The sequence below is a fragment of the Proteus sp. PR00208 genome, from assembly GCF_016238545.1.
GTDB lineage: Bacteria > Pseudomonadota > Gammaproteobacteria > Enterobacterales > Enterobacteriaceae > Proteus.
Window position 1 is genome coordinate 1 of the sequence record NZ_JAEHQE010000026.1, and the last position, 26,858, is coordinate 26,858.

Here is a 26,858-nt window from a genome sequence, read left to right on the forward strand (position 1 = left end):
ATTCGCCATACTCGTCATACTTCAAGCCACAGCGGTGTTGACTACACTCATTCGCACTAGTCACATACTTATGTATGCTCCTAGTGACTCATTCATTTTTCGCCTAGCTGTGACTTAAATTATTTAGAGTATATAACCTTTTCTCTATTTGTTTTTTATCCTTATTTTTATGGTTATATTTATTGATATATAACTAGTTTCTAACATCTAATTCTTTCATTTTACGCTGTATCTTGGTATATACAGCGTGGTCATCCTTTAATTTAAGTGGAATTAGAACATGAAAAAATTATCAGGTAAGTTACTTGCTGGTGCGGTTATCTCTTTTGCTTTAGTGAGTCAAAGTTTTGCATCGGAAAAAGTAACGGTATTTGCGGCCGCTTCTCTTACTAATGCTCTTAATGAAATTTCGGCACAATATAAGCAAGAAAAGCAAACTGAAGTTGTTGCATCTTATGCATCTTCTTCAACACTAGCTCGTCAAATTGAACAGGGCGCACCTGCAAATCTGTTTATTTCAGCAGATCAGCAGTGGATGGACTATGTCATTGATAAAAATTTAATGGTTGCAGATTCACGTCATACATTATTAGGTAATGATTTAGTACTCATTGCCCCTAAAGATAGTCAATTAAATGACGTTGTTATTAATAAGGAAACCAAATGGAAATCCTTACTTAATGGCGGAAAATTAGCTGTTGGCGATCCGGATCATGTGCCTGTTGGTATCTATGCTAAAGAATCATTAGAATATTTAGGTGCATGGGATACAGTAAGCCCAGAAATGGCTCGTACTAATAACGTGCGTAGCGGTATGGCGCTAGTTGAACGTGATGAAGCATCATTAGGTATCGTATACGGTTCTGATGCGGTTGCGAGTGATAAAGTGAAAGTGGTCGGCGTATTCCCAGCTGATAGCCACAAACCTGTTGAGTATCCAATGGCAGTTGTAAAGGGTCAGGACAATAAAGTAGTTCGTGATTTTTATGACTATCTGAAAACACCTCAAGCCGCAGAAATCTTTAAGAAATACGGCTTTAGCCCACTGTAGGAATTATACTTTTGGAGATGTTAAGTGAATACGAATGGCAAGCCATCATACTAAGCCTTAAGGTATCGACTGTTGCAGTTATAATCAGTCTACCTTTTGGTATTTTTATGGCTTGGCTTTTAGTTAGGGTACGTTTTCCTGGTAAATCATTGCTTGATAGCATTATTCATTTACCTTTAGTTCTGCCACCTGTTGTGGTCGGTTATCTTTTACTGATCAGTATGGGGAGACGTGGATTTATTGGTGAATGGTTGTATAACTGGTTTGGTTTTAGCTTTACCTTTAGTTGGCGAGGCGCAGCACTTGCATCCGCAGTAGTTGCATTTCCACTGATGGTAAGGGCAATTAGACTAGCATTAGAAGCTGTCGATCAACGCATGGAGCAAGCTGCAAGAACCTTAGGGGCTTCGCCGTTGCGAGTCTTTTTTACCATAACGTTACCTTTGTCTATGCCAGGGATCATCGCAGGAATTGTGTTGGCATTTGCGCGCTCATTGGGAGAATTTGGCGCAACAATCACTTTCGTTTCCAATATTCCAGGGGAAACAAGAACCATTCCTCTGGCAATGTATACCTTGATTGAAACACCAGGTGCGGAAATGGATGCCGCCCGTTTATGTGTGATTGCAATTATTTTGGCGCTCGTCTCTTTAATGGCTTCAGAGTGGCTAACTCGTTGGGGTCGTAAAAGATTGGGGGGCGTATGCTAGAGATGAATTTTAAACAGGCGCTAGGATCACTGCGTCTGGAAGTAAATACTGAACTGCCAACAGAAAGTATTACGGCAGTTTTTGGTTTATCTGGTGCGGGTAAAACTTCACTGATTAATGTGATTGGCGGGTTAACCAAACCAGATTCAGGGCGGATTGTATTAAATAATCACACACTGGTTGATACTGAAAAGAAAATTTATCTGCCACCTGAAAAACGTAAAGTGGGTTATGTATTCCAAGATGCACGGCTGTTTCCTCATTACACAGTGAGAGGAAATCTGCTTTACGGTATGTCACCGACAATGAAAGTGCAGTTTGATCGCATTATTTACTTATTAGGCATCGAACATTTACTTTCGCGTTTTCCTATCACCTTATCAGGCGGTGAAAAGCAACGTGTTGCTATTGGACGAGCGTTGCTGACAGCTCCTGATATTATGCTAATGGATGAACCTTTAGCATCGCTTGATTTACCGCGTAAACGTGAGTTACTGCCGTATTTAGAAAAGCTCTCTCAAGATGTACAAATTCCTATTTTGTATGTGAGCCATAGCCTTGATGAAATTATTCGACTTGCAGATAATGTTATTGTGATGGATGCAGGAAAAATTAAGGCGACAGGTAAGCTAGAAGATGTATGGGCAAGTAGTGCATTACGTCCTTGGTTACAAAAAGAGACGTTAAGTAGCATCGCCAATGTCATGGTGGTAGAACACCATAGCCATTACGATATGACGGCAACGGCTTTTGGTAATCAAGTGCTGTGGTTGCCTCAAATAGAGGCGAAAATCGGTCGTGATGTGCGTGTGCGTATTGATGCTTCTGATGTATCACTGACTACCACTCGTCCTTCAAATAGTAGTATTCGTAATATTTTGCATATGAAAGTGGTTGAAACCATAACGAATGATGGTCAAGTTGATGTAAAACTTGTCAATGATGGCAATTATTTATGGGCGAGGATCACACCTTGGGCAAAAGATGAATTAAATATCCAAGAAGGACAATGGCTTTATGCGCAAATAAAAAGTATTTCGCTAAGTCGCCATCTTTGATTTTTTCGTTTTATCAATACATAAAAACCTCATCTTAGATGAGGTTTTTGTCTTTTAAAGAGAGTGATCAAGACAAAATATATTTATGGATAGTCTCAGCAATACCTGGCTGTGAATTCACTTTAGTGACCATTTTAGCGCGCGCTTTTACTTCATCTGAAGCATTACCCATTGCAACACCTAAACCAACATGTTCTAACATACTAAGATCATTAAAATTATCACCAAAGGCAATAACATCATTCATACTCATGCCATTTGCTTCAACCCAGCGTTGTAAACGACGGCCTTTGCTGTTGCCTTTTTTGGCGATATCAACTTGATCAATCCAAGACCATTCACACTCTAAGCCTACTTGTTGCTCAATTTTCTCAACTAAAGTACGCAATTCATCGTGATCAGGCGTTGTAGTGGCTATTTTCCAAATTGCATTAACATCATGCATGGCTTTATAGAAATCATCGACTTTAACGAGATTAGGGCGTTGTGCGATAGGTAATGTTTCTGACCATTTTAAAGTGCGTTGAACAGGGGAGGATAATTGGTCATAAAGCATTGCATCGTCGGCATAAACCAAGTGATGGATATCGGTTTGTTTAACGAGATCTAATACAGCTCTGGTTTCTTGTGTAGTTAGTGGATCAGACTCTAATACTTTTTTACCAATATAATCATAAAGGTAAGTTCCATTACAGCAGATTGCAGGGGTATCAAGATCGAGCGCTTGATAGAATGGATGAATAGCAACATGATGACGACCTGTTACAATTAAAACTTTAACGCCTGCTTTTCTTGCAAGATTGAGTGCTTCTAAAGATTCTGGCAGGATACGTTTTTGGTCATCAAGCAGTGTGCCATCAAGATCCAAAGCAATAACGCGATATGACATAAATAAGCCCCTTGATAGTATTAAGATGCAATGGTGTTGATGTTACACGTTAACCAATAAAAGATAAACTAGCTTAATCGTTACAATCAAACGTTAGTTATTCTATTATTCTTTATAAATCAATGGGTAATGGGTTTTAAGGAGAAGGGATGAAACAGGTAGTCTACGTAGCAAGTCCAGAGAGTCAGCAAATTCATGTTTATGCGTTAAACACCGAAGGTGAAATGGATTTATTGCAGGTTGTTGAGGTTGCAGGGCAAGTGCAACCAATGATTGCAAGTGCTGATGGAAAATACCTTTATGTGGGTATTCGTCCTCATTTTAGTGTGGTGACATTTGCGATAGCTTCTGATGGTCAGTTAGAACAAAAGGCGACAACGTCAATTCCAAGCACGCCTGTCCATTTATGCTTAGATAAAACAGGGTGCTTTTTGTTTGTTCCTTCTTATCATCAGGGTAATTTAGCTGTTTTACCTATTAATGCGAAGGGGATCCCTCAATCACCTATTCAAATTATTGAAGGCTTAAATAAGCCTCATTCATCTAACATCGATTGGAATAATAAACAACTGATTGTGCCTTGCTTAGGTGAAGATCATATCCGTTTATTTGATTTATCAGAAGACGGTCGTTTAACAGAAGCGGGTACTGAAGAGCTGACAACAGCACAAAATGCGGGCCCCCGTCATATGGCATTCCATCCTAATGGTGATGTGTTTTATTGCCTTAATGAATTAGATGCGACAATCAATATATATCGTCGTATGGGTGATTTATATCGCTTAATGCAAACGGTCGATATTGTGCCTGAAACATTTAACAGTACCCGTTGGGCGTCAGATATTCATATTACACCAGATGGCCGTTTTCTTTATGCAAGCGAACGCTCTGAAAGTTTTATTTGTGCGATGGCAATTTCAGAGGCGGGCGACTATCTGCAACCTGTGGGTTATTACCCAACACAAACACAGCCTCGTGGTTTTAATCTTGATAACACAGGAAATTATCTGATTTCTTGTGGCCAAAAATCAGATTTTGCGTCGGTTTCTCGTATTGATAAACACACTGGCGCATTAACTGAGTTAGCGTGTTACCCAGTAGGTAAAGGCGCTATGTGGGTTACCGTTGTGACGAAGTAAAGATTACTGTACCTCTAGCAAAATATTTCCTTGCTAGAGGTTTTATTTTTTATAAAAGGTTTATGAGAGATTAACAACTTTCTCAATAGCTTGAGTGAGTTTAGTGAGGTTTTCTGGTGGCATAATAAATGGTGGCATAATATAAATCAGCTTACCAAAAGGTCTTATCCAAACGCCTTCAGCAACAAAGATTTTTTGTAATTTTGCCATATTGACAGGCTCATGCATTTCAACCACACCAATCGCGCCTAAAACACGCACATCTTTCACACTTTTTGCCTGTTTTAACGGTGATAACTCGCATTTTAGTTGTTTTTCAATTTCTGCAACTTGGTTTACCCAATCGCCTTTTGCTAATAGAGATAAACTGGCATCAGCAACTGCACAAGCCAAAGGATTTCCCATGTAGGTAGGACCATGCATAAAGCATCCTGCATCGCCTTGGCTTATGGTTTCTGCAATATGGCGCGTGGTTAAGGTTGCCGATAACGTCATATATCCACCTGTTAATGCTTTACCTACACACATTATATCTGGCGATATTTCAGCATGTTCACAGGCAAACAGCTTACCTGTTCGACCAAAACCAGTGGCTATTTCATCTGCAATTAATAACACATCAAATTCAGTACATAAGGCTCTTGCGTGTTTCAAATATTCGGGATGATAAATTCGCATTCCACCAGCCCCTTGAACAATGGGTTCAAGCATAACGGCAGCAATTTCTTGATGATGTTGCTCTAGCGTTGAGCGTAATGAGTGGATATCAGCGGGATCCCATTCTTCATAAAAACCTGTTTTTGGCGCATCCACAAAGAGATGATTAGGCAGATAACCTTTGTAAAGACTGTGCATGGAGTTATCTGGATCACACACTGACATGGCACCAAATGTATCGCCATGATAGCCCTGTTTTAACGCCACAATACGTTGGCGTTTTTCACCTTTAGCCTGCCAATATTGCAAAGCCATTTTAAGCGCAACTTCAACAGCAACCGAGCCAGAATCTGCGAGAAATATGCATTCAAGAGGCTCTGGTGTTATCGCTAATAATTTTCGACAAAGTGATATTGCTGGTGGATGAGTAATGCCACCAAACATCACATGAGACATATTGCTGAGCTGTGTTGTAACGGCATTATTGAGTTCTGGATGATTATATCCATGAATTGCAGCCCACCATGAAGACATTCCATCAATCAATTTTCTACCATCGGCCAAGACTAATTCAACGCCTTTTGCACTGACGATAGGGTAAGCAGGTAACGGATTACTCATCGAAGTGTATGGATGCCAAATGTGGCGTAAATCGAAAGCGATATCTTCAGGTGTCATTATATTTTTCACTTAATCATGTAAACCAATGGTGATCAATTTTAGTTGACATGATAACCCTATTATTTAAACTGGCAATCACTTTTAAAAAGGAGATTGTATTGTGAGCGCACTAAAACGTTGGACATTAAAAGAAGCCAGAGCATTGTTTGATATGCCATTTTTAGATTTGGTTTTTCAAGCACAACAAGTTCATCGTCAACATTTTGACCCTTCACAAATTCAAGTGAGCACTTTGCTTTCTATTAAAACAGGGGCTTGTCCTGAAGATTGTAAGTATTGTGCCCAAAGCGCGCGGTATAAAACGGGATTAGAAAAAGAGCGCTTAATGGAAGTACAGCAAGTGATTGAATCTGCGAAAAAAGCAAAAGCGGCAGGTTCAACACGTTTTTGTATGGGCGCGGCATGGAAAAATCCGCATGAGCGCGATATGCCTTACCTTGAGCAAATGGTAAAAGAAGTTAAAGCGTTGGGTATGGAAACCTGCATGACACTCGGCAAATTAGATGATTCACAAGCTAACCGATTAGCAGATGCAGGACTGGACTTTTATAACCACAACCTTGATACCTCACCTGAATTTTACGGCAGTATCGTGACAACACGCACTTATCAAGACCGTTTAGATACGCTTGATAAAGTGCGTAATGCGGGTATTAAAGTGTGTTCTGGCGGAATTTTAGGGTTAGGCGAGGAAGTTAAAGATCGCGCGGCAATGCTGGTGCAATTAGCCAATTTGCCACAGCCTCCTGAAAGTGTACCTATTAATATGCTTGCCAAAATAAAAGGGACACCACTTGCAGATAATGAGGATGTCGATCCTTTTGATTTTATTCGTACTATCGCCGTTGCTCGTATCATGATGCCGCGTTCTTATGTGCGTCTTTCTGCTGGGCGAGAGCAAATGAGTGAACAGACACAAGCATTTTGCTTTATGGCTGGGGCTAACTCTATTTTCTACGGTTGCAAATTATTAACGACAACTAATCCGACTGAAGATAAAGATCACCAATTATTCCGCAAGTTAGGCCTAAATCCAGAGCGGTTAGCGGTATCAATGGGCGATAATCAGCAAGAAGAAGCGCTAATGCACGCTGTTGCCAATAAAGACACTGAACAATTTTATAACGCGGCACTGTAATGAGCTGGCAAAACTATTTAGATGAAAAACTTAATGTGCGTAGAAATACGCCATTATGGCGAAAACGCCAAGTGATAAATCATTCTAATGGGCGCTTTCTAACCACGATATCAGGCGAAAAGTATCTTAATTTTTCAGGCAATGATTATTTAGGTATTAGCCAGCATGCCGATGTGATTAACGCGTGGCAACAAGGTGCGAATGAATATGGTGTGGGGAGTGGCGGTTCAGGACATATCACTGGTTTTACACAAGCTCATGCGCAGTTAGAACAACATTTAGCGGATTGGTTAGGTTACGATAATGCGCTGTTATTTTCATCTGGTTACAGTGCCAATCAAGGCGTTATTTCGGCATTACTTGAAAAAGAAGATATCATTATTGCTGATAAACTTTGCCATGCTTCATTAATGGAAGCAGCCACATTATCACCCGCCACGTTGTGGCGCTTTTTGCATAATTCGCCAGATTCTTTATCTCAACGACTCAATAAAACGTCTGCTAATAAAATCCTAGTGGTGACAGAAGGGGTATTTAGCATGGATGGCGATCAAGCGCCATTAAGAGAAACTGCATTAATAAGCCAAAAGCACCATGCTTGGTTAATGGTCGATGATGCGCATGGTATAGGTGTTTTAGGTAAACAAGGTCGAGGCAGTTGTGATGAAGCGGCTATTAAACCTGAATTATTGGTCGTAACTTTTGGTAAAGCTTTTGGTGTGAGTGGGGCGGCTGTGCTTTGCAACAAGCCAACTGCTGAATTTTTTGAACAATATGCTCGCCATCTCATTTACAGTACCTCAATGCCACCGGCACAAGCTGTGGCTTTAAATTCCGCACTGAATGTGATTAAGCAAGCTGATAGTGAGCGGGAATATCTTCAACAATTAATTTATACCTTTCGCCAAGGTTTGGCTTCGCTCCCTATTAAATTATTGCCTTCGCAAACCGCTATTCAGCCAGTAATTATTGGTGATGAACAATTGTGCCAAACACTTTCAGATTATCTGCAATCTAAAGGGCTTTGGATAAAAGCAATCTTTCCACCTACCGTACCTCCTCAAAGTGCACGTTTACGAATAACGTTAACGACTCGCCATCACCTTTCAGATATTAAGCTGTTAATCGAGACGCTTCATGCTTTCTTCAGTCAAAACAGATAAACAACGTATAGCTCAAACATTTGGTAAAGCTGCGATTCATTATGATAATCACGCCAATATTCAGCGCTATAGCGGCAATAAATTAATGGATTTAACACGTCATGATAGTGGCAATATTGTGTTAGATGCAGGATGTGGAACGGGATATTTCAGTCAAAAATGGAAGCAACAAGGCAAGTTTGTTATTGCGCTTGATTTATCACATTCAATGTTACAAGTGGCAAAACAGCAACAGCGAGCCCATGGCTATCTACAAAGTGATATAGAGCACTGTGCGATTACGCCACAAAGTGTGGATATTGTTTTTAGCAATTTAGCGATGCAATGGTGTGATGATTTATCTGTTGCCGTTAAAACGTTAATGAACACCGTAAATGTGAAAGGAGCACTTTATTTTTCAACACTTGCCACGTCGACATTACAAGAAGTCAGAGACGCTTGGCAATCGCTTGATAATCATGAACATGTTAATCCCTTTTTATCCCCTCAAGATATCGAGAACGCCTGTGCTGGTTTCCATTGCCAATTTTCTACCGAAATTGTCACAGAACAATATGATTCATTACATGCGCTCTTTGCTTCTTTGAAGGGCGTTGGTGCCAATTTTGTGCAAGGTGATCGCCAAAAAGGCTTGATGACACGACAAAAACTCCATGCATTAGAAAATGTGTGGAAAACAGACTCAGGAAAATATTTACTCACTTATCAAATTGTTATAGGAAAAATATCACATGGCTAAAATATGGTTTTTAACAGGCACAGATACAGAAGTGGGTAAAACTGTAGTAAGCAGTGCTCTATTACAATGTGCTGCGCACCAAGGGTATCGAACCGTGGGCTATAAACCTGTAGCATCAGGAAGTGAGTGGTTGAATGAAGGTTTACGTAACTCGGATGCGTTAACATTGCAAAAATTCAGCACAGTAAAATTAGATTATCACCGCGTTAACCCTTATTGCTTTGAAACGCCGACATCGCCGCATATTGTCAGTCAAGAAATGAATCAGCCTATTGATTTTGATGTGATGTCAGAAGGCTTGTCTTACTTAAAGCAGCAAGCTGATTGGGTTTTAGTTGAAGGTGCTGGTGGTTGGTTTACTCCACTGTCAGAAAATCAATTTTTCTCTGATTGGGCTATCAATGAAAATCTACCTGTTATTTTGACTGTAGGTGTTAAATTGGGTTGCATTAATCATGCGTTATTAACGCAACAAGCAATTATTCAGTCTGGTTTAACATTGGCGGGTTGGGTTGCAAATGAAGTTGAACCTGCGGGACGATATCAGAAAGAATATTTGGCAACATTAAAACAGCATATTAAAGCACCATTCTTAGGCAAAATACCCTATTTAAATGAAGTAAAAGAGCATAATTTCACTCCTTATCTTGATCTTTCTTGTTTAAAACTAAGTTGATAGACCGTTATTAAGTAAATTATAAAAGTCTATTTTTTATACCAATAAAAAAATAAAAAAAATAAATTTCGTCAATTTTGAGGGATATTTTAAGGTGGAAAAAAAGACGTAACCTACCGAGAGATAACAACTTTGTGTAGTTATCCACTATTCCTGTGGATAACCTTGTGTATTACCATTATAAAAATACGCTAAATAGAGAGAACACAAGGCATTGCTAAAGATTGGTGTTATTCTCAACTTTTATTTTTAATTCTTATATATCAATTAATTAAATAAAATCAATAGAGAGAGTGGTGTTGGTGTGTCTCTTTGAATAATTCATAAAAAAGGGGGTTGCTTTTTGGAAAAATCCCAGTTCCAAAATTGGGGATAACTTATGCTAATTATTCAGACAAATTTTATCAGATAGAGATTGAAGCTGGATTTTTATCCAGTATTATAGGGAGGGCCAGCGAGGAGAAGAAAATATGAGCAAAGATTTCAAACTGCATTCTGAATTTAAACCAGGTGGTGATCAACCTGCCGCTATTGCCTCACTCTGTGAAGGATTAGATGATGGTCTTGCTCATCAAACTCTTTTAGGGGTAACAGGTTCAGGTAAAACTTTTACGATTGCCAATGTGATCGCCAATCTAAATCGTCCGACTATGGTGTTAGCGCCAAATAAAACATTGGCGGCACAGCTTTATAGTGAGATGAAAGAATTCTTCCCTGAAAATGCAGTGGAATACTTTGTTTCTTATTATGATTATTATCAGCCAGAAGCGTATGTTCCAAGCTCTGATACCTTTATTGAAAAAGATGCTTCTGTTAACGAACATATCGAGCAAATGCGCTTATCTGCTACTAAAGCCTTGCTAGAACGTAAAGACGTCATTGTGGTGTCATCCGTGTCAGCCATTTATGGTTTAGGTGATCCCGATAGCTATTTAAAAATGATGCTTCACCTGACTAACGGCATGATAATCGACCAGCGTGCCATTTTACGCCGTTTAGCTGACTTACAATATACTCGTAATGATCAAGCCTTTCAGCGGGGGACATTTCGTGTCCGTGGTGAAGTGATTGATATCTTCCCTGCTGAATCTGACGATTATGCATTACGTGTTGAGCTATTTGATGAAGAAGTTGAACGCCTTTCACTGTTTGACCCTTTAACGGGGCAAATTCACTACAATGTGCCTCGTTTTACTGTTTATCCTAAAACGCACTATGTCACACCTCGTGAACGTATTCTTGAAGCGATGGAAGAGATCAAAAAAGAACTCGCAGATAGACGCAAAGTACTTTTAGCTAACGATAAACTTGTTGAAGAGCAACGCGTGACACAGCGTACTCAATTTGATCTCGAAATGATGAATGAGTTGGGATATTGCTCCGGTATCGAAAACTATTCACGCTATTTATCAGGTAGAGGCCCCGGTGAGCCACCACCAACCTTATTTGATTATCTTCCTGCTAACGGTTTACTCGTAATTGATGAATCACACGTTACTATTCCTCAAATTGGTGGAATGTATAAAGGCGACCGTTCCCGTAAAGAAACCTTAGTTGAATATGGCTTCCGTTTACCTTCTGCGCTTGATAACCGTCCATTACGTTTTGAAGAGTTTGAGGCGTTAGCACCACAAACGATTTATGTTTCAGCAACACCGGGTAAATATGAACTTGAAAAATCGGGTGATGAAATTGTTGAGCAAGTTGTAAGACCAACAGGTTTACTTGATCCGATTGTTGAAGTGCGGCCTGTGGCAACACAAGTCGATGATTTACTCTCTGAAATTCGTATTCGTGCAGCGAAAAACGAACGTGTATTAGTAACAACACTGACAAAACGGATGGCAGAAGATTTAACGGAATATCTTGAAGAGCATGGTGAACGTGTTCGCTATTTGCACTCTGATATTGATACGGTTGAGCGTGTCGAAATCATTCGTGATTTGCGCTTAGGTGAGTTTGATGTATTAGTGGGTATCAACTTACTTCGAGAAGGTTTGGATATGCCAGAGGTCTCTTTGGTGGCGATCTTAGATGCTGATAAAGAAGGCTTCTTACGTTCAGAGCGTTCATTGATTCAGACAATTGGTCGTGCGGCTCGTAATCTTGAAGGTAAAGCGATTTTATATGGCGATAAAATTACCGATTCAATGGCGAGAGCGATAAGCGAAACTGAACGTCGTCGTGAGAAACAACAACAGTTTAACCTTGAGCATGGCATTGTGCCTAAAGGATTAAATAAGAAAGTTGGTGATATTCTCAAGATTGGTCAGCCTTCTCAGGGACGTAATAAGAAAGGGCACAAAGCAACAGATATCCATGAAAATTATCCGTTGTTATCAACGGCTGAATTGGAAAAAGAGATCCAACGTTTAGAAGCCGAAATGTATCAATATGCAAAAGATCTTGAATTTGAGAAAGCGGCGAGTACTCGTGATAAGTTGCAAGCGTTACGAGCTCAATTTATTGCTAACTCTTAATTAGATAAATTAAGTTCACAAACTAATAAAGGGATATCCGTATTTTTACAGGGATTATCCCTTTTTATCTTCTATCTTCCATTTTTTGCCTTGTTTGATATTCCCTTAATGGCGTTCAACTGTTTAAATACCACCACAAACAAAGCGTCAATTATTTACAAAGATAAAAAAGACATTAAGGATAGTGAATGAGTGGTTATGTTTATGCAGGGTTTCCCAGCTCTGCTGGGGTAATTCTTGGTGTTATTCTTCTTATTATGCTTTTTAAATGGCTACGCAAATTTGCTGTACAAGATAGTGAGTTGCAAAAACCATCAACAGCGGGGCAGGAGCCCATTTTATCTGAAGCAGAAAATACGTCAGGTCAGTTGTTACCCAATGAATGGGGTTTATATGTTGCAGCACCTTATGCCGCAATGAATGAGTGGGCATATAACGAATATGATAAAGGTAAAGATGATGGTGGATTATCAGCAGGTTGGGGAATTAACGACCGTTGGGATTTAGTCTATCAACTATTTTGGTTGCTCACTCAAGGTCACACCAATGATTTTTATCAGCTACGTGACCAAATTTTGGATGGTAAAGAAGACGATGTTCAGTCATTAAAAAATGATATTTTACTTTCTGAGTTAACTGAACACGATAAAAATGAGCGTTTATGGCAAATCGATATGATGAGCACAAATCGCATGAATATCCAAAATGTGAAATACCTTATTTGGGATCTCTGTCGTTTTAACAAGCTCTGTTTAGAAGGTTGCCAACAAGGTTATATTACTCAACAAGAAGCCCAAACATGGTCATTAATGAGCGCATCAATGTTGCGTCGGATTTATGATGGTTGGGAAGATATGTGGAGAAATTTTATTGCTGCTCGTTGGTTTTGGGCAAGTGGCGATCAAGATTGGGTATCTTCTCATCAAGCTTTTACGGATGTTATACAAAATATTCTGAATGCGGAAGATACGTTGGCAACAGAAGAGAATTGGGTCATGGAGTTGCCTCCATTAGATTTAATGTCGTTTTCTCGTACTGTAGCGGGTCTTGGTTTGATGAAAAATGATGTACCAATGACGCTCGACGAAATTGAAGAAGTGATTAGTCAGCGTATTACATTAAAGCAGCTTAATAGCTAATAACACGTTGAAAACCAATAGTGATATTGTGTTTTTGTCGACAAAAAACCGCACTTGCTGTTTATTGCAAATGCGGTTTTTTTATGAAAGTAGGTAATTAAATACTATTTAACGGTCTGAGGTGATGCATTACGTTGCCCTAATTGTTGCAACGTTAACTCAATAGCTTTGCCTAATAGATGACGGTCGTGACGATAAGGAATATCTTTGGCTTCCAATTGAGCTTGCACAATTAATCGACCTTTCATCGATTCATATTGTGTTTCAGGGCTAATAATCACGGCATCTATGGTTTGCAAACCAATATAATTCTCCATCATGGCGATTTTATCAGACATCGTCATACTGGCAGCCGCAGGGCTTAGTTCTTTGCCTAAATTACCAATATAAATGGTTGTTGCACTGCTACGGCGTAATGCTTGTGCAAGTTCTGGTAGTAATAATAAAGGCATTAAACTGGTAAAAAAGCTACCGGGACCAATTAAGATCAAATCTGCTTGTTCAATCGCTTCAATGGCTTCTCGTGTAGTCGGTACTTTAGGGTAGAGATCAAGCTTTTGGGGGATCTTTGGTAAAATATCAACATTGACCTCACCATAAATCTCATTTCCTTGGTCATCTATCGCCATAAGGTCAACGGCTTGTTCAGACATAGGAATAAGGTGAGCATTCACTCTTAATAATCCGCGGATAAGATTAATGGCTTCTAAAGGTCGAACACTTAAGTTATCAAGTGCTTTAAGCATTAGATTACCTAAATTATGTCCTGCCAGTTCGCCTGTACCAGAAAAACGGTATTCAAACATTGCAGAAGCAACGGAAGGCTCAGTAATTAACTGATTAATACAATTGCGCATATCGCCCCACGCAATGCCACCTTCTTCTTGGCGAATACGGCCAGTAGAACCGCCATTGTCTGTTGTTGTAACAATACCAGTGAGACGAGAGCCTAAGTAGGAGAGTGCTGAAAGCACACGTCCAAGGCCATGACCACCACCAAGGGCAACAACACGATCTAAATCACTTAGCGTGCGATTTCGCATATTTGTTCTACTCATCTTTAAAAATTTGCCGCTAATTTATCACAATTAAATTTTAAGCCTATGATCACGACGTGATTTCATCACATTCCTAGTTTAATTTTACTTTTGATAGCCTAATATTTAATCAATGAAAGTGTTTTTACTTATGTTATTAAAGTGATTAAAGTGTCGTAAGTCGTTGTATTATAAATTATATAGCGAAAACATTATTCGCTTTTTGAAAGATTAGCAGGTAGAATCCACAATAAATATATAGGTATTAGAAACCTGTGAAAAACAGGTAAAGATTAACTCCTAGCCTTAACGTCTAAGTCATGTGTTTACAAGATATGATGTTCTGGCCGTGACGAAACAAGTCACCAGGGTGCAAGGTAGAAATGCCCGCATCTCCCGATTTGGAAAGGTGTTACTATGCAACAACTCGTTGATGCGTTTTCCCGCAAATTTTTCTATTTACGTCTTTCAATTACAGACGTGTGTAATTTTCGTTGTACTTATTGCCTACCTAATGGTTATAAGCCTAACGGTCATAAATCATTTCTTTCGTTAGATGAAATCAGCCGACTGACACAATCTTTTGCTGCATTAGGGACAGAAAAAATTCGCCTAACTGGTGGTGAGCCTACAATGCGTCGTGATTTTACTGATATTATCGCAACCATTAAAGACAATGCGGCTATCAAAAAAATTGCAGTTACAACAAATGGTTATCGATTATCTCGTGATGTCGCTCAATGGCGTGATGCCGGTTTAAGTGCAATTAATGTGAGTGTTGATAGCCTCGATCCTCGTCAATTCCATGCTATTACAGGGCAAGATAAATTTAGCCAAGTGATGGAAGGTATTGATGCTGCATTTACCGCAGGTTTCGAAAAAGTCAAAGTCAACGTTGTGTTGATGCGCAATGTAAATGATAAAAACCTCCCTGATTTTCTAAATTGGATCAAAGACAGACCCATTCAGCTGCGCTTTATTGAATTAATGGAAACTGGTGACGGTAGTGATATATTCAACCGCTTTCATTTGTCTGGTGAAGTTATTCGCCAGCGTTTACTCAATGAAGGTTGGTTACAAATTCCTCGCGCTCGTAGTGACGGGCCTGCTCAAGTATTTACCCATCCTGATTATCAAGGTGAAATCGGTCTTATTATGCCTTATGAAAAAGACTTTTGCCTAACCTGTAACCGTTTACGTGTTTCGGCCATTGGTAATCTCCATCTTTGCTTATTTGGTGAAAATGGTATTCCTTTACGCGATCTGCTTGCTGATGATAGTCAACAAGAAGCATTACAACAGCGTATCCAGGGTGGTCTTCTTCATAAACGAGAAACCCATTTTCTTCATCAAGGCGATAGCGGTATTACACCGAACTTATCTGTGATTGGTGGATAGTTTTTCGCTCTGTTATTTCGTTAATTTCAGGAGTTGTGCATGTCTCAACTAACTCATATTAATGCTGCCGGTGAAGCTCACATGGTGGATGTTAGCGCTAAAGCTGAAACAGTGCGAGAAGCGCGTGCTGAAGCCTTTGTTGAAATGTCAGCAGAAACATTAAGCATGATCACCGAAGGCAAACATCATAAAGGTGATGTATTTGCGACCGCAAGAATTGCAGGTATTCAAGCAGCAAAAAGAACATGGGAGTTAATCCCATTATGTCATCCGCTGTTATTAACTAAAGTTGAAGTGCGTTTAGAAGCACTCACAGGATCCAACCGCGTACGTATTGAATCTGTTTGCCGTTTAACGGGTAAAACAGGGGTTGAGATGGAAGCATTAACTGCGGCATCGGTAGCTGCGTTGACGATTTATGATATGTGCAAAGCTGTTCAAAAAGATATGGTGATAGGACCTGTACGTTTATTAGAAAAAACAGGTGGTAAATCAGGTCACTTTAAGGTGGAAGCATGATTAAGGTTCTCTTCTTTGCTCAAGTCCGTGAATTAGTGGGTGTTGATTCGCTTGAATTAGATTGTAAATACCACACAGTAGATGATTTACGTAAGGCATTAATTACTAAAGGTGAACGTTGGTCACTCGCATTAGAAGATGGCAAGTTACTCTCTGCGGTAAACCAATCCTTTGTTCAAGGTTCTCACGTTATTAATGATGGTGATGAAATCGCTTTTTTCCCACCTGTTACAGGAGGATAAGATGAGCGCATCAACTCGTATTTCAGTACAAACCGAAAATTTTAGTGTTGGTGATGAATACCAATGGCTTTCAGAGTGTGACAGCGATGGTGCTGTTGTGACATTTACGGGTAAAGTTCGTAATCATAATCTCGGTGATGAAGTAAGTACGCTCACGCTTGAACACTATCCAGGAATGACTGAAAAAGCACTAACAGATATTGTGAATGAAGCTCGCTCTCGTTGGCCTTTACAGCGTGTAAGTGTTATTCACCGCGTTGGAACTTTGCATATTGGTGAAGAGATAGTGTTTGTCGGTGTCACCAGTTCTCATCGCAATAGTGCATTTGAATCTGCTGAATTTATTATGGATTTCTTAAAAACACGCGCACCATTTTGGAAAAAAGAAGGGCTTTCTGAAAACAACGACAGATGGGTTGATGCACGCCAAAGTGATTATGACTCGGCTGAACGCTGGGAATAAATCATCACACTGAATTAAACGCTACATTACTTTACTTAAATTTATTTTATGGTGACATTTCATACAGTTTAATTCGTGGAAATGTAAAATCAGTGTGATAAAATTAAATTCTAATGAGTCCATAATGGACTTTTTACTGAAATAAACGTTATTGTTAAACCTAACGTTATCACTATGATTAAAGGGTAATCATCATGGATCGATTTTCACGTTCAAATGATTCAATCGTACAGCGCACAGGTTCTGGCCTACAAACCTTTATGGCTCAGGTTTATGGTTGGATGACTGTAGGTCTGTTACTCACTGCGTTTGTTGCACTCTACGTTGCATCAAGCGAAGCATTATTATCAATGATTTTTTCTAGCAAGGTCGTCTTTTTTGGTCTGATCATTGCTCAATTAGGGTTAGTTTTCGTGTTATCTGGTATGGTTCATAAAATGAGTGGCGCAATGGCAACCTCATTGTTTATGCTCTATTCCGTGCTAACTGGTGTGACTATCTCAAGCGTATTACTGGTTTATACCGCATCTTCAATTGCTAGCACTTTCTTTATTTGTGCTGCGATGTTTGGTGCATTAAGTGTTTACGGTTACACGACTAAGCGTAGCTTAACGGGTATGGGTAGCTTCCTGTTTATGGGGCTTATCGGTATCATTATTGCTTCTATCGTGAATATCTTTATGCAAAGCTCAATGATGAGCATGGTTATCTCTTATGCTGGTGTGTTGATTTTCGCAGGTTTAACTGCTTACGACACACAAAAATTAAAAGATATGGGTAATGAAATTAACCAAGAAGATAAAGAAAATATGCGCCGTTACTCAATTATGGGGGCATTAACGCTTTATTTAGATTTCATCAACTTGTTCTTAATGTTACTGCGTATTTTAGGCGACCGTCGTTAATTTTAACGGTATCTACGGATAAACGTAATTTAAAAACAGCATAAAAAATAAATCCCATAACTTTTATAAGTTGTGGGATTTTTTTGTGCATTTATTAAGAGAATTTTTCTGTCGCACATAATTGAAATAGAATGAAGTTTAATTATCTCGTAACCAAGGTGTAATAGTTAAACCTACTAAAGCTCCTTCAGGGCTTAATAACCGTGTGACAGTTTGTCCCCAAGGTTCAATTCGATTATCAACAAGCAGTTGATAGCCTTTTTGTTTTAAAGTTTGAGTGGCGGTATTAATATCTTCTACTTCAAATTCAACCCAATATTGTGGTATCGGCAGATCATTTGGCCAAACATCATTACCAAAGCAAGACATAGCGGCTTGCTCTAAAGGCCACAGTGCAAAATGTTTAACACCTTTTAATTCACCTTCTGATGTTGATAAATAATCACTATTATCTTCCATTGGTTTTAAAGGCAAATTAAGCGCATCTTTATAAAAAAGCTGGCTTTGTGCATTATTACGAGTAATAGAACCAAAACCGGCAACAAAGAGAATGTTTATACCAGAAATAGCAGGAGTCATAATATTCCCCTTATTGTTAAGTTAACCACTGTTTCAATATATTAATAATAATAGGTGAAAAGCTTTCTAGTTTTCCATCATCATTAGGTTTTGCTAGTGTAAGTATGGCGAGTTGCGCCATAGTAAGCTGTGATGGGTAAGTTTATTTCTTGTTCTGTATTTTTAGTGAGTATTTCACGATATGATGAAGTAAAAGATTTAATATTATCAGTAATGTACGAACTCATAAGATTACTTTCTGCATGTTTGCGTACTTTTGATAATTTTAATGATATTTCATTGAGTGGGTATCTTTCTCCACTATTCTTTCCCAACTCTTTTTTTTCAAAAGAAATTGTGCATTCTAACGCTGAAATATTAATCTTAGATTTATCAATAGATTTACCCTTCCGCATTTTTATCTTCCAGCTTCGCTACAAACCAACTTAAACCTGTTGCAATCGCATCTAAAATACTGGTTTTCCCTGAACCATTATTACCAATAAATACAGTAATATTTGAGCCATTCTCGTTGCCATCTTTTGTGGCTAACGTGATGTCAGCATCAGTAAAAACACCATAATTTTCAAGTCGTAGTTTGCTGATTTGCATATTGCACGCCTATTGATTTTTTCTTTGGTATCAGTCTATTAGAGTTAGTTATCAAAGTACAGATTTTAAGCTATCTTCCTTTGGAAAAGATAATAGGCAATGCTACCTGTTCCTACAGCAATCACCAATAAAGGCCATAAACTGTGCCATATAACAGTGATATCGGCATTTTTAAGGTAAATCTGTTTTGTGATATCGGTGAAATGGCGAATTGGGTTTATCCATGTGGCATGTTGTAGCCAAACGGGCATGTTTTCTACGGGGGAAATATAGCCAGATAATAAAACAGCGGGCATCATAAACACAAAGACACCAATAAAAGCCTGTTGCTGTGTCGAGCTTAATGCGGATATTAGCAAACCAAAACCCACCAGCGATAAGCCATAAATCAGCATGGTAAAGTAAAACAGCAATAATGAGCCAGAAAAGGGAATTTGATAACCAAATATACCAATAATTAACACGATAGTGCCTTGAATGGCAGCAACGACCATTGCTGGAACGGCTTTACCGACAAAGATTTGCCATGTTGAGAGAGGCGAAACTAACAGTTGATCTAACGTGCCTTGTTCGCGCTCTCTAGCAACAGAAAGTGAAGTCACAATCATGACGCCAATGGTAATAATTAATGCGACTAAAGAGGGCACAATAAACCATTTGTAATTTAAATTCGGGTTATACCAATTACGAACAACAAGTTCTGTTTTATTCAGTAAAGAAGGTGTATTGCCTGCTAATTCAGTTTGATAGTTTTGTACGATTTGCTGTACATAATTAGCGGCAATTTGCGCACTATTAGAATTTCGACCATCTAGGATTATTTGTAATTTAACAGGGACATGGCTTTCTAAATCGGCGCTAAAATTCTGTGGAAAACGAACTAATAAAAGCGCTTTACGATTATCAATAGCCTCTTTTATTTCATGTTCATTTTTAAGCAAAAGAGTTTGAGAGAATGCACTTGCTTTGGCGATACGCTGGGTTAACTCAATAGATTGTTTACCATTATCTTCATCAAAAATGGCAATAGAGGCATTGGTAACATCTAATGTTGCGGCAAATGGAAATAAGATCATTTGAAAGATAACTGGCATTATTAAGATAATGCGAGTTTGAGGCTCTTGTAATAATGACTGTAACTCTTTCATTATCAGGGTGAGAAGACGATAAAACATAAATACTCTCCCTTTAATCTAATCGACGTCGTGTTGCTAACGCCGTTAAGCCAATAAAGAATATGGCAGAAACGATCAACAACCACATATCTAACATTAATATCAATGGAATATCGCCAGCTAAAAATAGTGTTTGCAAACTACTCACAAAATAACGCGCAGGAATAAAATAGGTCACTACTTGAATAAAAAATGGCATGCTATCAATTTCAAAAACAAAGCCTGATAACATAATTGCAGGCAAAAATGCAGCGTTTAACGAAATCATCGCGGCATTAAATTGATTACGCGTTAGTGTGGAAATAAGTAATCCCATACCTAAAGCAGTAGCTAAAAAGAGCGACGTAATGCCACCTAAAATCCACAATGATCCCCGATAGGGCACACCAAGCACAAATACAGTGACTACCATACATAGCACCATGACAAAACTCCCTAACACTTGGTAAGGAATAAGTTTTGAGAGAAGAAGCTCAGTACGTGTAATTTGAGTGGAAAGTAAGGCTTCCATAGTGCCTCTTTCCCATTCACGAGCAATCACTAACGAGGTAAGAATAGCCCCAACTACCGTAATAATAATGGTGACGGCACCTGGAATAATATAGTGCTGACTAATTGCCGCAGGGTTAAACCAATAGCGAGGTTCGATTTCAATTAATGGCGTCGTATCAATACCTTTACTGATAGCTTGTTGTTGTAACCAAATTTGCCAAACCCCTTTTGTGTAAGCTTGTACAAAGTTTGCCGTATTAGGTTCACTGCCATCGGTGATCACTTGAATGGGGGCTTTAGTATCTTGGCGAGCAAGTAATTCAGCAAAATTAACAGGAATAACCACAATGCCGCGGATTTGCCCCGCCTGCATTTTATCGATTAATAATTGTCGATTATCGCTAATAGTTGCATTGATATAGGGTGAATTCGTGAAGGTGTAAACAAGCTCTTGTGCTGGTTGGCTTTGTTGATTAGTTAAAATGCCAATATTTAATTTGCTTGAGTCTAGATTAATGCCATATCCAAAAATAAACAGCAAAGTAAGTGGGATAACAATAGCAATTAGGGCACTGCTGGGATCACGAGTAATTTGCTTTGTTTCTTTTAAACACAGTGCGTATAAACGTCGCCAAGAAAAGCGGGCATGAGATGATTGAGCTGAATTATGCATGTTTTTCGCTCCCTTTATCATTTTCACTTTCAAGTTTTTTATCGTAATCCAGCACTAAACCAATAAAGGCATCTTCCATTGAAGGGGTTGGATTATCTTTGCTGGCAACCATTTTTTTCAGAGAATCAGGCTCGCCAGCTGCAATGATTTTGCCTCGATAAACCAAACCAATGCGATCGCAATACTCTGCTTCATCCATAAAGTGAGTGGTAACCATCACGGTCACTCCTTTATCCACCATGCCATTAATATGTAGCCAAAACTCTCTTCGCGTTAATGGGTCAACACCTGATGTAGGCTCATCTAAAAAGAGAATATCAGGCTCGTGCATTAATGAGCACGCAAGGGCAAGGCGTTGTTTATAACCTAAAGGTAAGGTTTCAGTGATTTGATTCACCATCGGCTGTAAACCAAAGGCAGTTATCATATCGTTGATTTTATCGCGTTGTTGTTTGCCATGTAAGCCATAAACACCTGAGAAGAATTTCAAGTTTTGTCCCACTTTAAGGTTGCCATAAAGTGAGAATTTTTGTGCCATATAACCTAAATGTTGACGCGCTTTTCCAGAGCTCTCTTTCAAGTCCATACCTAGCACAAGGGCTTTACCGCTGGTGGGGACTAATAAACCACACATCATTTTAAAGGTTGTCGATTTACCTGCACCGTTAGGGCCTAATAAACCGAAAATTTCACCACGTTTAACTTGGAAATCGACATGATCAGTCGCTGCAAATTGACCAAACATTTTGGTTAACTGTTGCGCTTCAATCACGGTTTCATTAGGTGCGGGAGGGATCTGAGGCATAATTTCAGCTAATTCAGATTTATGAGAAGGACCGCCTCCTAATAAATCTATAAAAGCATCTTCAAAGCGAGGTGTAGCAGGAATAAGCTTCGTATCAGATTTACCCAAAGCGCTTAGTAATTCAGTTTGATTACTCTGTTTTTTCAGGATCAAACGAACGGATTGCCCTTGAATAACGCCATCCGTAACTTGAGGTTGAATAATGGCCTGTTGTAACACTTTTCTACGCTGATGACCTTCAACATTAAGTAGAAAAGAGCGACCTGCCATTTTTGCTGTTAAATCTTGAGGAATACCACTATAAAGTAGCTCTCCTTTGTTAAGTAAGAGAATGTTTTTACATTGCTCTGCTTCATCAAGATAAGAGGTGCTCCATAGTATCAACATGCCATCGCTGGCCAAAGCATGCACCATTTGCCAAAGCTCACGGCGTGCAATGGGATCGACACCCACGCCTGGCTCGTCAAGAAGCAGAACTTTAGGACTACCTAATAAAGTACAAGCCAGCCCAAGCTTTTGTTTCATGCCTCCAGACAGATTACCTGCAAGGCGAGATGTAAAGCGAGTGAGATCAGTAAATGTCAGTAGTTGTTGATAAACTTTTTTACGCTCTTCACCCACGACATTTTTTAAATCGGCATAAAGATTGAGGTTTTCTAATACTGTTAAATCTTCATACAGACCAAATTTTTGTGGCATATAGCCAAGAATAGCTCTGACATCGACACTCTGTTTTTGCGGATCCATTCCTAAAATACGAATATCACCAGCATCAGGCTTTAATAAGCCTGCAAGCATACGAATTAAGGTTGTTTTGCCTGCGCCATCAGGGCCAACTAAACCCGTCACAGAGCCACCTGTAATGGTGGCTGTTAATGACGAAACAGCGGGGCTTTCCAGTCCTGTAAAGTGTTTTTCAACACCGAGAAGTTCGATAGTGTAATCAGCGAGTCCCATTTTTCCCCCACACTTAATGAGAGGAAGCAAATTTTAAGGTGACAGGCATACCTTGGCGTAATGCGTCATCAGCATCCGTCACAACTACTCTGAGGCGATACACTAAATCGGTTCTTAACTCCGGTGTTTCAACACTTTTTGGGGTAAATTCGGCTGTTGGTGAAACAAATCCAATCGTACCGTGATAAGGTTTATCTCTACGTCCATCGGTGTATAGATAAACTTCTCGATTAGGAACAGCTTCGCTTAAGTGAGTTTCACTGATATAAGCTCTGACCCAAACAGGGTTAGTTAATGACACCGTAAATACAGGGCTTCCAGCCGATAATATTGTACCGGGTTCCACCGCTCGAGTTAGCACAGTACCTTGTGATGGAGAGATTAGTTGCGTGTCTTGGAGGTTTAATTCAGCTTGTGCAACAGCGGCTTTAGCTTGCATAACTTGTCCTTTCGCCGCATCAATGTCTTCTTTTCGATAACCATTTTGATACTGATTGAGCTTATCTTGTGCCGCTTTTAAGGCAGCCGCCGCTTGATTGCGATTATTTCTTGCGCTATCTAAATCATTGGCTGAGATGACTTTTCGGTTAGCAAGATCTTGCTGACGTTTATAAAAGTTTTCTGCGTATTGCCAAGCGGCTTGCTTTAATGACACATCAGATTGAGCTTGCGCGATTTCTTCAGTGCGATATCCCGCTTCCATTAAGGCTAATGCGGCGATAGCACTATCTCGTTCGCCATATGCTTTGTTAAGCGCATTACGATAAGGTGCATCGTCGAGCTGACCTAATAATTGTCCTTTTTCAACGGGCGCACCCTCATCAACATGCAATGTATCTAATTTTCCAGCAACACGAAAACTAAGATTGACTGTACGGATATCGACATTGCCATAGAGTACTAATTCAGACTCTTTGTTTTCTTCGTAATAATAGATACCTGCAACAATACTGATAATAATCATTAAGATGATAAAGAAACTGATTTTTTTAGTTTTCATAATAACTCTATTTATGCGTGATGAGTGTTAGTGTAAATCTCTCTTAATCCATTGAGTAATAAAGTAATATGAGTTTTTAACGTGTTGGAGATAATCTGATACTCATTCTTACCAATTCTATCCCATCCCGTTTGTCTTAGAATGGTTTCCCTTACTAAGCGAAATGATAACACTTCTCCTAATATAGCGTGAGTATGTAGCATTGTTGCAGGAAGTGTTTCATCTAAACCGATATAAATAGCTAATAACTTGTTTACTCGCCTTAAAAGTGGCGATAACGCTTGCTGGTGGATAAGAGAATACGCTTCGGTAGGGACAAGCTGTTCCCTTGCCATAATGCGACTAAGATGAATATTTTCTTTATCAAGCACAAGACGAGCATATTGTAAAAAACTATCTGTAATAAGCGTTTGCAGTAATGGGAGGTGTTCTACTGGGTTAGGCCGTTCAAGAAATTCGTCAAGAATGACCACGGTCGGTTCAAAATCAAGGCGAATAAGATCAGCAATATGTTGTGCAACGGCGAGATATAGCCCTTCTTTGGAACCAAAATAATAAGCGATAGCGGCAATATTTTGTTGAGCAGCTTGTGCAATTTGGCGTGTTGTGGCGGCATCTGGCCCATTTTTACCAAAGATCTCACATGCCGCTTCCAATAATTGTCGTTTTGCTAGTTCACCGCGCGTTGTCTTCTGGTGGATGTCTGACATGATAGAAGATACCTTACTTAAGTAAAATGTAACAAAACCAATGATATTAAAAACAGCGATAACAAGGCGTATTATATTAGATGATATTGAACAATAGGGAAAATTTGTGATAAATAATCGAATAAAGCTGATGTGTAATAAAAAAAGTGTAATCTATTATTGAAAATTATTTTTGTATTCTGAATATAGCAAAAACTGTTAGAATAGGTGTTATTAGGTTAACCTAACAAGATTCATTCTCTTTCATCACTGTCTATACCTAGAAATGATAGTACCTATAGAGTAATAATGCCTATAGATTGACAGTATGAAAGCCCGTCATTTTTAATTTCAATCACCGTGTTATACGTTCTGGTTGTAGGAGACTACTGTTTTGACCGATTTTACATCGCTTGGTTTAAGTGAGGCGCTTCTCCGCGCTATTGATGAACAAGGGTATAAAACCCCAACCCCTATTCAACAGCAGGCGATTGAGCCGATTTTGGCGGGTAAAGACGTATTAGCGAGTGCGCAAACAGGCACAGGTAAAACAGCAGCTTTTACATTACCAATACTGGAAAAGTTATCTCAATCAGCAGTAAAAACAAAAGGTCGTCAACCAGTTAAAGCGCTGATTTTGACACCAACGCGCGAGCTTGCGGCTCAAATTGCTGAAAACGTAAAAGCGTATAGCCGTTATATTCCTATTCGCTCGTTAGTCGTTTTTGGTGGTGTGAGCATTAATCCACAAATGATGAAGTTACGTGGTGGTGTTGATGTACTGATTGCAACTCCTGGACGTTTACTCGATCTTGAACATCAAAATGCGGTTGACCTTTCTCGCGTTGAAGTTTTAGTGCTTGATGAAGCTGATCGTATGTTAGACATGGGTTTTATCCACGATATTCGCCGTGTGATCAATAAATTACCGAAAAAACGTCAAAACTTACTGTTTTCAGCGACGTTCTCTAAAGAGATCACGGGGCTTGCTAATTCACTATTAAATAACCCTGTGAGTATTTCAGTTGCGCCAAAAAACTCGGCTGCTGAATCTGTTGATCAATATGTTCATTTAGTGGATAAAAAACGTAAAACAGAGTTGTTATCACACTTAATTGGCTTAGAAAATTGGCCACAAGTGCTTATTTTTACACGTACTAAACACGGGGCGAATAAGCTTGCTGAACATTTAAATGCCGATGGTATTAAATCAGCTGCTATTCATGGCAATAAAAGCCAAGGTGCGAGAACGCGTGCTTTAGCTGACTTTAAAGACGGCAAATTAAAAGCGTTAGTAGCAACAGATATTGCGGCTCGAGGTCTTGATATCGACCAACTGCCTTATGTGGTCAATTTTGAATTACCGCAAGTGGCAGAAGATTATGTTCACCGTATTGGTAGAACGGGTCGTGCTGCTGCAACGGGTAAGGCTATTTCGCTTGTTTGTGTTGATGAACATGGTTTATTAGCTGATATTGAACGTCTATTAAAACGCGAAATTCCACGTTTAGCATTAGAAGGTTACGATCCTGATCCTTCAATTAAAGCGGCTCCTTTACATAAAAAACCAAAGAATAATGCACCGCGTAGAAGTGGTGGTCGTGCAGATATTCGCGGTAAAGATAATCGCAACAATAGTCGTAAAGAGGGCGATAGCGAAGGTAAAGAGTCTGGACGTAATAAAAGCAAAGAAAACTACCGTAATAAAGATGGCTCTCGTACCGGAAAATTAGGGCCTCGCCGTTCACGTAAAAGTGATGAAGGTAGTGATAATCAAAGCCCTTGGTCAAAAGCTAGAAAAGAGTTTTGAGGT

At 39.3% G+C, this 26,858-nt stretch carries 27 protein-coding genes and 1 riboswitch; of the genes, 16 read left to right on the forward strand and 11 right to left on the reverse strand.

Translation table 11 applies throughout. The annotated features are described in order from the left end of the window. The first annotated feature begins 280 nt into the window (after positions 1–280). From modA to modC, 3 genes are read left to right on the forward strand one after another with little or no spacing between them, the layout of a single operon-like run. Complete coding sequence (modA, locus tag JEP36_RS15550) at positions 281–1,051, forward strand: molybdate ABC transporter substrate-binding protein (RefSeq protein ID WP_198630439.1); 771 nt, start codon at positions 281–283, stop codon at positions 1,049–1,051. A gap of 17 nt (positions 1,052–1,068) precedes the next feature. Beyond that, positions 1,069–1,761, forward strand: a complete 693-nt coding sequence (modB, locus tag JEP36_RS15555; RefSeq protein WP_160230862.1) for a molybdate ABC transporter permease subunit — start codon at positions 1,069–1,071, stop codon at positions 1,759–1,761. Next, positions 1,755–2,819 (forward strand): molybdenum ABC transporter ATP-binding protein ModC, encoded by a 1,065-nt coding sequence (modC, locus tag JEP36_RS15560; RefSeq protein WP_198620430.1) that lies wholly within the window; start codon positions 1,755–1,757, stop codon positions 2,817–2,819. Before modB ends, modC begins: the two co-directional genes overlap by 7 nt. A 67-nt stretch (positions 2,820–2,886) precedes the next feature. On the opposite strand, the gene JEP36_RS15565 is transcribed toward modC, so the two are convergent. Beyond that, positions 2,887–3,708: a pyridoxal phosphatase gene (locus JEP36_RS15565; RefSeq protein ID WP_109373973.1), complete on the reverse strand. Its 822-nt coding sequence runs from the start codon at positions 3,706–3,708 to the stop codon at positions 2,887–2,889. A 149-nt stretch (positions 3,709–3,857) separates the two neighbouring features. On the opposite strand from JEP36_RS15565, the gene pgl reads away from it, so the two are divergent. After that, positions 3,858–4,847 carry a 6-phosphogluconolactonase gene (gene pgl, locus JEP36_RS15570; RefSeq protein WP_198630440.1) on the forward strand — a complete coding sequence of 330 codons (990 nt, stop codon included), beginning with the start codon at positions 3,858–3,860 and terminating at the stop codon, positions 4,845–4,847. A 60-nt stretch (positions 4,848–4,907) separates the two neighbouring features. Here the strand turns inward: pgl and bioA are convergent, their stop codons facing one another. Further along, positions 4,908–6,182 (reverse strand): adenosylmethionine--8-amino-7-oxononanoate transaminase, encoded by a 1,275-nt coding sequence (bioA, locus tag JEP36_RS15575; protein WP_198630441.1) that lies wholly within the window; start codon positions 6,180–6,182, stop codon positions 4,908–4,910. Between the two features lie 103 nt (positions 6,183–6,285). On the opposite strand from bioA, the gene bioB reads away from it, so the two are divergent. The 6 genes from bioB (at position 6,286) to JEP36_RS15605 (ending at position 13,520) form a co-directional block, all read left to right on the forward strand. Next, positions 6,286–7,323: a biotin synthase BioB gene (gene bioB / locus JEP36_RS15580; protein WP_160230084.1), complete on the forward strand. Its 1,038-nt coding sequence runs from the start codon at positions 6,286–6,288 to the stop codon at positions 7,321–7,323. Continuing rightward, positions 7,323–8,486 carry an 8-amino-7-oxononanoate synthase gene (gene bioF, locus JEP36_RS15585; RefSeq protein WP_198630442.1) on the forward strand — a complete coding sequence of 388 codons (1,164 nt, stop codon included), beginning with the start codon at positions 7,323–7,325 and terminating at the stop codon, positions 8,484–8,486. Before bioB ends, bioF begins: the two co-directional genes overlap by 1 nt. Further along, a complete protein-coding gene (gene bioC, locus JEP36_RS15590) occupies positions 8,461–9,225 on the forward strand; it encodes a malonyl-ACP O-methyltransferase BioC (RefSeq protein WP_198620435.1) in 765 nt (254 codons plus the stop codon). Before bioF ends, bioC begins: the two co-directional genes overlap by 26 nt. After that, complete coding sequence (gene bioD, locus JEP36_RS15595; protein ID WP_198630443.1) at positions 9,218–9,901, forward strand: dethiobiotin synthase; 684 nt, start codon at positions 9,218–9,220, stop codon at positions 9,899–9,901. Before bioC ends, bioD begins: the two co-directional genes overlap by 8 nt. 470 nt (positions 9,902–10,371) lie before the next feature. After that, positions 10,372–12,381, forward strand: coding sequence for an excinuclease ABC subunit UvrB (uvrB, locus tag JEP36_RS15600; protein ID WP_198626133.1), 2,010 nt, complete (start codon positions 10,372–10,374; stop codon positions 12,379–12,381). A gap of 188 nt (positions 12,382–12,569) precedes the next feature. After that, positions 12,570–13,520 carry a DUF1266 domain-containing protein gene (locus JEP36_RS15605; protein ID WP_198620438.1) on the forward strand — a complete coding sequence of 317 codons (951 nt, stop codon included), beginning with the start codon at positions 12,570–12,572 and terminating at the stop codon, positions 13,518–13,520. Between the two features lie 104 nt (positions 13,521–13,624). Here the strand turns inward: JEP36_RS15605 and yvcK are convergent, their stop codons facing one another. Then, positions 13,625–14,563 carry a uridine diphosphate-N-acetylglucosamine-binding protein YvcK gene (yvcK, locus tag JEP36_RS15610; protein WP_151434613.1) on the reverse strand — a complete coding sequence of 313 codons (939 nt, stop codon included), beginning with the start codon at positions 14,561–14,563 and terminating at the stop codon, positions 13,625–13,627. A 279-nt stretch (positions 14,564–14,842) separates the two neighbouring features. Further along, positions 14,843–14,985: riboswitch (molybdenum cofactor riboswitch) on the forward strand. Here yvcK and moaA point away from each other — a divergent pair. From moaA to JEP36_RS15635, 5 genes are all read left to right on the forward strand, one after another. Then, positions 14,975–15,955 (forward strand): GTP 3',8-cyclase MoaA, encoded by a 981-nt coding sequence (gene moaA / locus JEP36_RS15615; RefSeq protein ID WP_088493379.1) that lies wholly within the window; start codon positions 14,975–14,977, stop codon positions 15,953–15,955. Its footprint overlaps the riboswitch before it by 11 nt. A gap of 39 nt (positions 15,956–15,994) precedes the next feature. Continuing rightward, entirely contained in the window at positions 15,995–16,474 is a 480-nt protein-coding gene (gene moaC / locus JEP36_RS15620; protein WP_023581221.1) for a cyclic pyranopterin monophosphate synthase MoaC, read from the forward strand. Beyond that, positions 16,471–16,716 carry a molybdopterin synthase sulfur carrier subunit gene (gene moaD, locus JEP36_RS15625; protein WP_109373984.1) on the forward strand — a complete coding sequence of 82 codons (246 nt, stop codon included), beginning with the start codon at positions 16,471–16,473 and terminating at the stop codon, positions 16,714–16,716. The genes moaC and moaD overlap by 4 nt, the downstream gene beginning before the upstream one ends. Before the next feature lies 1 nt (position 16,717). Next, positions 16,718–17,179, forward strand: coding sequence for a molybdopterin synthase catalytic subunit MoaE (moaE, locus tag JEP36_RS15630; RefSeq protein WP_098943826.1), 462 nt, complete (start codon positions 16,718–16,720; stop codon positions 17,177–17,179). A 194-nt stretch (positions 17,180–17,373) separates the two neighbouring features. Beyond that, positions 17,374–18,084 carry a Bax inhibitor-1/YccA family protein gene (locus JEP36_RS15635; protein WP_109373985.1) on the forward strand — a complete coding sequence of 237 codons (711 nt, stop codon included), beginning with the start codon at positions 17,374–17,376 and terminating at the stop codon, positions 18,082–18,084. Between the two features lie 138 nt (positions 18,085–18,222). Here JEP36_RS15635 and JEP36_RS15640 read toward each other — a convergent pair whose 3' ends face one another. The 8 genes from JEP36_RS15640 to cecR all read right to left on the reverse strand — a co-directional run bounded on the left by JEP36_RS15640 (position 18,223) and on the right by cecR (position 25,066). Continuing rightward, a complete protein-coding gene (locus JEP36_RS15640) occupies positions 18,223–18,663 on the reverse strand; it encodes a glyoxalase (RefSeq protein WP_198630444.1) in 441 nt (146 codons plus the stop codon). 83 nt (positions 18,664–18,746) lie between these two features. Beyond that, on the reverse strand, positions 18,747–19,058 hold the full coding sequence (locus JEP36_RS15645; protein WP_198630445.1) for a hypothetical protein: 312 nt from the start codon (positions 19,056–19,058) through the stop codon (positions 18,747–18,749). Then, positions 19,045–19,254: an AAA family ATPase gene (locus tag JEP36_RS15650; protein WP_198630446.1), complete on the reverse strand. Its 210-nt coding sequence runs from the start codon at positions 19,252–19,254 to the stop codon at positions 19,045–19,047. The genes JEP36_RS15645 and JEP36_RS15650 overlap by 14 nt, the downstream gene beginning before the upstream one ends. Before the next feature lie 65 nt (positions 19,255–19,319). Next, positions 19,320–20,429, reverse strand: a complete 1,110-nt coding sequence (locus JEP36_RS15655) for an ABC transporter permease (protein ID WP_198620442.1) — start codon at positions 20,427–20,429, stop codon at positions 19,320–19,322. Positions 20,430–20,442: 13 nt separating this feature from the next. Then, the gene (locus tag JEP36_RS15660; RefSeq protein ID WP_109373988.1) at positions 20,443–21,594 is read right to left on the reverse strand and encodes an ABC transporter permease; all 1,152 of its coding nucleotides are present in this window, start codon (positions 21,592–21,594) and stop codon (positions 20,443–20,445) included. Further along, entirely contained in the window at positions 21,587–23,356 is a 1,770-nt protein-coding gene (locus JEP36_RS15665) for an ATP-binding cassette domain-containing protein (protein WP_196564399.1), read from the reverse strand. The genes JEP36_RS15660 and JEP36_RS15665 overlap by 8 nt, the downstream gene beginning before the upstream one ends. Positions 23,357–23,369: 13 nt before the next feature. After that, positions 23,370–24,356 carry a secretion protein HlyD gene (hlyD, locus tag JEP36_RS15670; protein ID WP_198626138.1) on the reverse strand — a complete coding sequence of 329 codons (987 nt, stop codon included), beginning with the start codon at positions 24,354–24,356 and terminating at the stop codon, positions 23,370–23,372. A gap of 11 nt (positions 24,357–24,367) precedes the next feature. Further along, positions 24,368–25,066: a transcriptional regulator CecR gene (cecR, locus tag JEP36_RS15675; protein ID WP_198620444.1), complete on the reverse strand. Its 699-nt coding sequence runs from the start codon at positions 25,064–25,066 to the stop codon at positions 24,368–24,370. Between the two features lie 373 nt (positions 25,067–25,439). Between cecR and rhlE the strand changes: the two genes are divergently transcribed. Continuing rightward, positions 25,440–26,855, forward strand: a complete 1,416-nt coding sequence (gene rhlE, locus JEP36_RS15680; protein WP_196534301.1) for an ATP-dependent RNA helicase RhlE — start codon at positions 25,440–25,442, stop codon at positions 26,853–26,855. Positions 26,856–26,858: the final 3 nt, after the last annotated feature.